Origin of the sequence: Trinickia sp. (genome assembly GCF_051961175.1) — a bacterium.
Taxonomy (GTDB): Bacteria; Pseudomonadota; Gammaproteobacteria; order Burkholderiales; family Burkholderiaceae; genus Trinickia.
The window spans coordinates 1-5356 of the sequence record NZ_JBQCDN010000098.1; the positions used below are offsets into that span (position 1 = coordinate 1).

Sequence of the window (5356 nt, forward strand, 5' to 3'; positions counted from 1 at the left end):
GCCTTATAAAGCTCCGGCGGAATCCGCGCATCAAGATCGACCTGCATCAACAGCGAGACCATCTCCGGCGCGCGATGAACATACAGCCCCGCTTCCTGCGCCCGCTGAATAATCATCTCCGCCACGAGCCCGTAGCCCTTTGCCACCACGCGCGGGGCCCGATCGCCGCCTTTCGCGTCGTAAGCCAGCGCCGCCGCACTCGTGCGCCGCTCGCGCCGGCTCATGATCCGCTCCATTCAAAAGGATCGTCGAACAGACGATCGATCGGCGAAGGAACAGGCCCGCGCTTGGCGTGAGGATCCGCCTCGCCGTCGTGTCCGCCGTGCCCGGCCAGTGCCCCGAACGCCCCGCTCGCCCCCGTCGGATCGAGATTGCTGTCGCGCGCTTCGACATCCGATACATCCTTCGATGCCTCGCGCGACTCCGCTTCCGCCGCCGCGCGCGCATAGGCCGAGGTCGCCACCGAGGCGGCTGCACCCGCCGCAGCGGGCGCCGTTCCGCCAATCTCGCGAATCTGCAAACCGGCCAGTTCGATACCGGCCGCCTCCAGCCGGCGCCCAAACGCCGCGCCGCCCGTGGCGAGTTTCGCCGCGCCGCCAGGGCTCGCCTGCACGCGCACGATGAGCTGTGTACCGTTGAGCACGAGTTCGGCATCAACGGTGCCGAGCGTCGGCAGTGCAAGCGTCACGCGTGTGCGCCAAGTCTGTTCCGCATCGTCACCCGCACCCGCGTCTCCGGAACGCGCGCGCGGTTCCCGTTCGGGCTCGATCGTCCAGTCGAGCTTCGCACCCGGCCAAACTTCGCCCGTCCAACGGAATTGCTGGGTGGCCAGCACGTCGAGTTGCTGACGCACCAGCGGAATCGTAGCCGGATGGATCGAGGCGGCGATCGATGAGCGGACGTCAGGCGGGAGATTCGCACCGTGGCCGGGATTCGCGCCGTGCAAGGCCGCATCTTCGAAAAGGGTCGTCTGCGCACCGCGCCAAGTCGTGCCATCCGCCGCCGCACCGGAGTACGGCGGCATTCCGGCGGTGTGCTGCCCCGCGCCAAAAGTCGGCAAGGACAATTGCGGTGGGAGTTCGTGCGGCAGCCAGCCGCCGCCCGCCGGAACAGAAGCGGCAGGCCCTTGCCAACCCGGCATCGCGGCAGCCTCGCCACTGCCGCTCGAACCAGTCCACTCGAGCGGCAACTGAATGGCTTCGGCTGCGAGCCGCGTTTGGGGCTCGCTCGCAAGCGCTTCAGCGGAATACCCTCCGCTCAGCCACTGCGCAAGATGCGATTCGTAGAAGAGTCCCGATTCGTTGACGGTCTGCTCGAGCGCCGCCGCCAGTGCCTCGACCGGCATCGCGGTCGCAGCCGCGCCGACGCCGGCCGCACTGGCCGCACTGGCCGCACCAGTCGTACCTGCTGGACCTGCGGCACCCGCCGCCGAGCCCGTCTGCGCCGCGCCCGCCCCAACAGCGGCACCCGCGCCCGCCTCCGCTGCGGCCGCCCCGCCCGATCCTTGAAACAGCCCCCCACCCGCCGTATCGATCGCCGGCGGCGCGGGCCAGATCGGCGCCTCGCCGATCACAGCAGGCGTCGCCTCGCCACCGAAGCGGGAAATCGCGTCGAGCGTCAGCGCAACTTCGGAAAGAATGGCCTGGGCGGAAGCCGGTGGCGGCGTGTCGAGCAGTGCCGCGGCCGCATCGGCCGGAGCGGGCGTGTCGACGGTGAGCCCCGTCGCGCCCGATTGGGCCGGACTCGTGCGGGCGCCCGCGCCAACGCTGTCGAGCACACTGTCGATGCGGCTGACCAGCATCGAGGCGAGGGCAGAGTCGATTCCAGTCATGCCGCGTCCTTGCGCCGTCGTTCGGGCCTACCCTCACTACGCTGGCGACGTGCGCCGCGGGCCGGGGAAATGGGTTAAATGGTCAACGAGCTGAACGCGTCGAGCAACCGTGCACGCTCAACGCGCGCTGAACAGTTCCTTGAGCACGTGCGCGGGGCGCCGTGCCGAAAAAAAACCGGACAAGCGCGCCACGCTCGGAATAAGCAAGTCGCGAATCGCCGCGTCGTCGGCCAGAATCTGCCGGATCAGGTCGTACTTGCGCATGCGATCGTGCTCGTCGAGCGAGAGCCCCGCATCGACGTCGCGCAGCGCATCGACGAGCGCCCGGTACTCCTCCTGGAGTTCCATCAAGTCGTTCCAGAGCGCATGGCGAGCCGCCGAGAGCATCCGCGAGGAAACCGCGGCAATCGCCTCGTACCGCGCAAAATAGTCTGCTTTCGAACTCATCGCTGCGCGTCCACCTGCCCCTGCTGCGCCAAGATGCGCGCCGCTTCCACGCCGATGCCGACCCACGCTTCCTCGAGCGTCGAGAGCAGACCATCCACTTCGATCAGCATCGCTTCGCTTTGAGCAATGTTCGCCTCGAGCAACCGGCGCGTCATGTAACTGTAGAGGGCGTCGAGCCGCTGAGCGATCTCGCCGCCGACTTCTTTGTTCAGCGATGCCTGCAAGCCGCTGCCGATGATCCCGATGGCCTTGCTGATCGCCTCGCCGCGCGGGCCGATGTTGCCTTGCTGCAAATGCATGCGCGCCTGCGCGATGGCTTTGCGCGCGCCTTGGTACAGCATCAGAATCAATCGATGCGGATTGGCGCCCATCACCCCTGTCTCGACGCCGACGCGCGCATATGCACCCGCTCCAGCGTGTCCTTGGGAAAACATCGGCGCTTCTCCTTGTTGGTCGTGATCGTGAATGAGCGAAATCCAACCGGTGCGGCACTCAACGCATGGCCCAACCGGCCGCGTTTGCCCGCCGCTACCGAGCGCGCGCTCGTATGAACGCGCAGGTCTTATCGCGGTTATCGGATCGCCCCGGTGAAAGCTTTAGCCGTCTGCAAGCAGACAAACCGAGGCGGCCCTCCAACGTCAAATCGACATCTGCATGATGTCGTTGTAGGCGGCCACGAGCTTGTTACGCACTTGTAAGCCGAACTGCAGGCCGATATTGGCCTTTTGCATGTCGACCATCACGTCGCTCAGGGACACGTTCGGCGAACCGAGTTCGAACGCCTGCGATTCCCCAACCGCCTTGTTCTGGTCGTCGCTGATCTTGTCGAGCGAGCTCTTGAGCGCCGTGGCAAAGCTGCCGGCCGTCGCTGCGCCCGACTGTTCCCCGAGCGTGGCGGCCTTGGACTCGCCGGCGGCTTCGGCCGCCATGGCCTGCATCTGCTGCAAGGCCGATGTGAGCGGATTGATTGGGACCGTCATGGTTTCTCCAAAAAAGGGACGAAAGACTGTGTGCCTTGTGGAACCTGCGGCGCACTGACCCATCACGGAGAGTGAGCATAGCAGCGGCCCTCTTTGCAAACCCGGGAAACTAGGGGGAAAACCCGCTTCTATTCGACTGATTCAGTTGCGTACTGGTATGGATAATCCCCATCGTGAAAGTGTCCCGCCCGTCCCGACGGGGCTGTAAAGCCCGCCCGGACCTGCCGGCCGGACACCCCCGCATTCCGGAGAACCCCGACGCATGGATTCGCAGGCTAACTCTTTGATCAACCCCGACGCCCGCATGGGCCTCGCCAGCGCGCAGCCCGGCGCCGGCGCGGCAGGCGCCCTGCAGGGCGCAGGCGCCGCGGGCGCCGGCGCGGCCGAGTTCGGCGGTTTCGCCCAGCGGCTGTCGTCGCTCTCGCAAATGCGCGGCAATCCGCGCGCGCCGTTCATCATCGCCGTCGCCGTCCTCATCGCCGTCGTCACCGCCCTCGTGCTGTGGAGCCGCACGCCCGACTATCGCGTGCTTTACAGCGGCCTGTCCGACCAGGACGGCGGCGCCATCATCGCCGCACTGCAGCAAGCGAACGTGCCCTATAAGTTCTCGGACGGCGGTACGGCCCTCCTCGTGCCGTCGGATCAAGTCAACGAAACGCGTCTGAAGCTCGCCTCGCAAGGGCTGCCCAAGAGCGGTTCGGTCGGTATGGAATTGATGGACAACGAGAAGTTCGGCATCAGCCAATTCGCCGAGCAAGTGAACTATCAACGCGGGCTCGAAGGCGAGCTCGAACGGACGATCCAGTCGATCTCGGTCGTGCGCCAGGCGCGCGTGCACCTCGCCATTCCCAAGCCTTCCGTGTTCGTGCGCGATCGTGAAGCGCCCACCGCATCGGTGCTCGTCAATCTGTTTCCGGGCCGGGTGCTCGACGAAGGGCAAGTCTCGGCCATTACCCACATGGTGGCCTCGAGCGTCGCCGATCTGCCCGTCAAGAATGTCACGATCGTCGATCAGGACGGCAATCTGCTCACGCAGCCGTCGTCGGGAACCGGTCTCGACGCGACGCAGCTCAAGTATGTCCAGCAAGTCGAGCACAACACGCAACAACGCATCGACGCGATCCTGGCCCCGCTGTTCGGCGCCGGCAATGCGCATGCGCAAGTGAGCGCCGACATCGACTTCTCGCAGCAGGAACAGACGGCCGAAACGTATGGCCCGAACGGCAACCCGCAGCAGGCGTCGATCCGCAGCCAGCAAACGAGCCAGGCGACCGACATGACGCAAAGCGGCGCCTCGGGGGTGCCCGGCGCGCTGTCGAATACGCCGCCGCAGCCGGCCTCGGCGCCGATCGTCGTCGCAAGCGGTGCGGCCGCCACGACGGGCGTAACGACGACGCCGGTCAGCGAACGTAAGGACGCCACCACGAACTACGAGCTCGACAAGCACGTGAGCCACGTCGAGCAATCCAAGGGCGGGGTGAAGCGCCTGTCCGCGGCGGTCGTCATCAACTACCAACGCGTCGTCGACGCCAAGGGCCACGCGACGATGCAGCCCCTCACGCCCGAAAAGCTCGCGCAAGTCACGCAGCTCGTGAAGGACGCGATGGGCTACGACGCCAAGCGCGGCGATTCGGTCAACATCGTCAACGCGACGTTCACGACCGAAACCGACCCGCTCGCCAATCTGCCGTGGTGGAAGCAGCCCGAGATGATCTCGCTCGCGATCCAGGCGGCGAAGTGGCTTGGCATCGGCCTCGTGGCGCTGATCCTCTATCTGATGATGGTCAAGCCCGCGATGAAGCGCGCCTTCCCGCCGCTGGCCGAAGGTGCGGCCGCGGGCGAAGGCTCGGGCGCCGGCTTGTTGGATGGTCCCGGCGAGCCCGTGCTGCTCGACGGCGGCTCACCGTCGCCGGTGACGACGGCGATTGAGCTCGACAACGACATGGAGCAGAACCTGCTAGCGTTCGAAAGCGAGAAGCACAAGTTCGAACGGAACCTCGATTACGCGCGGACCATCGCGCGCAAGGATCCGAAGATCGTAGCGACGGTTGTCAAGAATTGGGTGTCCGATGAGCGCTGAAGGGGTCACGAAGAGCGC

General features: G+C 66.1%; 6 protein-coding genes. 1 reads left to right on the forward strand and 5 read right to left on the reverse strand.

Annotation, left to right across the window (positions count from 1 at the left end; genetic code table 11):
* From ACTHL0_RS05105 to fliE, 5 genes are all read right to left on the reverse strand, one after another.
* Nucleotides 1-224, reverse strand: a 224-nt coding sequence (locus ACTHL0_RS05105) for an EscU/YscU/HrcU family type III secretion system export apparatus switch protein (RefSeq protein ID WP_440565508.1), incomplete at its 3' end; no start/stop codon positions are given.
* The gene (gene fliK, locus ACTHL0_RS05110) at nt 221-1831 is read right to left on the reverse strand and encodes a flagellar hook-length control protein FliK (RefSeq protein ID WP_440565509.1); all 1611 of its coding nucleotides are present in this window, start codon (nt 1829-1831) and stop codon (nt 221-223) included. The genes fliK and ACTHL0_RS05105, both read right to left, overlap by 4 nt.
* 117 nt (nt 1832-1948) lie before the next feature.
* Complete coding sequence (locus ACTHL0_RS05115; protein WP_440565510.1) at nt 1949-2278, reverse strand: flagellar protein FliT; 330 nt, start codon at nt 2276-2278, stop codon at nt 1949-1951.
* Nucleotides 2275-2712, reverse strand: coding sequence for a flagellar export chaperone FliS (gene fliS / locus ACTHL0_RS05120; RefSeq protein ID WP_440565511.1), 438 nt, complete (start codon nt 2710-2712; stop codon nt 2275-2277). Before fliS ends, ACTHL0_RS05115 begins: the two co-directional genes overlap by 4 nt.
* A 204-nt stretch (nt 2713-2916) precedes the next feature.
* On the reverse strand, nt 2917-3258 hold the full coding sequence (gene fliE / locus ACTHL0_RS05125; protein WP_440565512.1) for a flagellar hook-basal body complex protein FliE: 342 nt from the start codon (nt 3256-3258) through the stop codon (nt 2917-2919).
* Nucleotides 3259-3520: 262 nt separating this feature from the next.
* On the opposite strand from fliE, the gene fliF reads away from it, so the two are divergent.
* Nucleotides 3521-5338, forward strand: a complete 1818-nt coding sequence (gene fliF / locus ACTHL0_RS05130; protein ID WP_440565513.1) for a flagellar basal-body MS-ring/collar protein FliF — start codon at nt 3521-3523, stop codon at nt 5336-5338.
* The last annotated feature ends 18 nt before the right edge of the window (nt 5339-5356 follow it).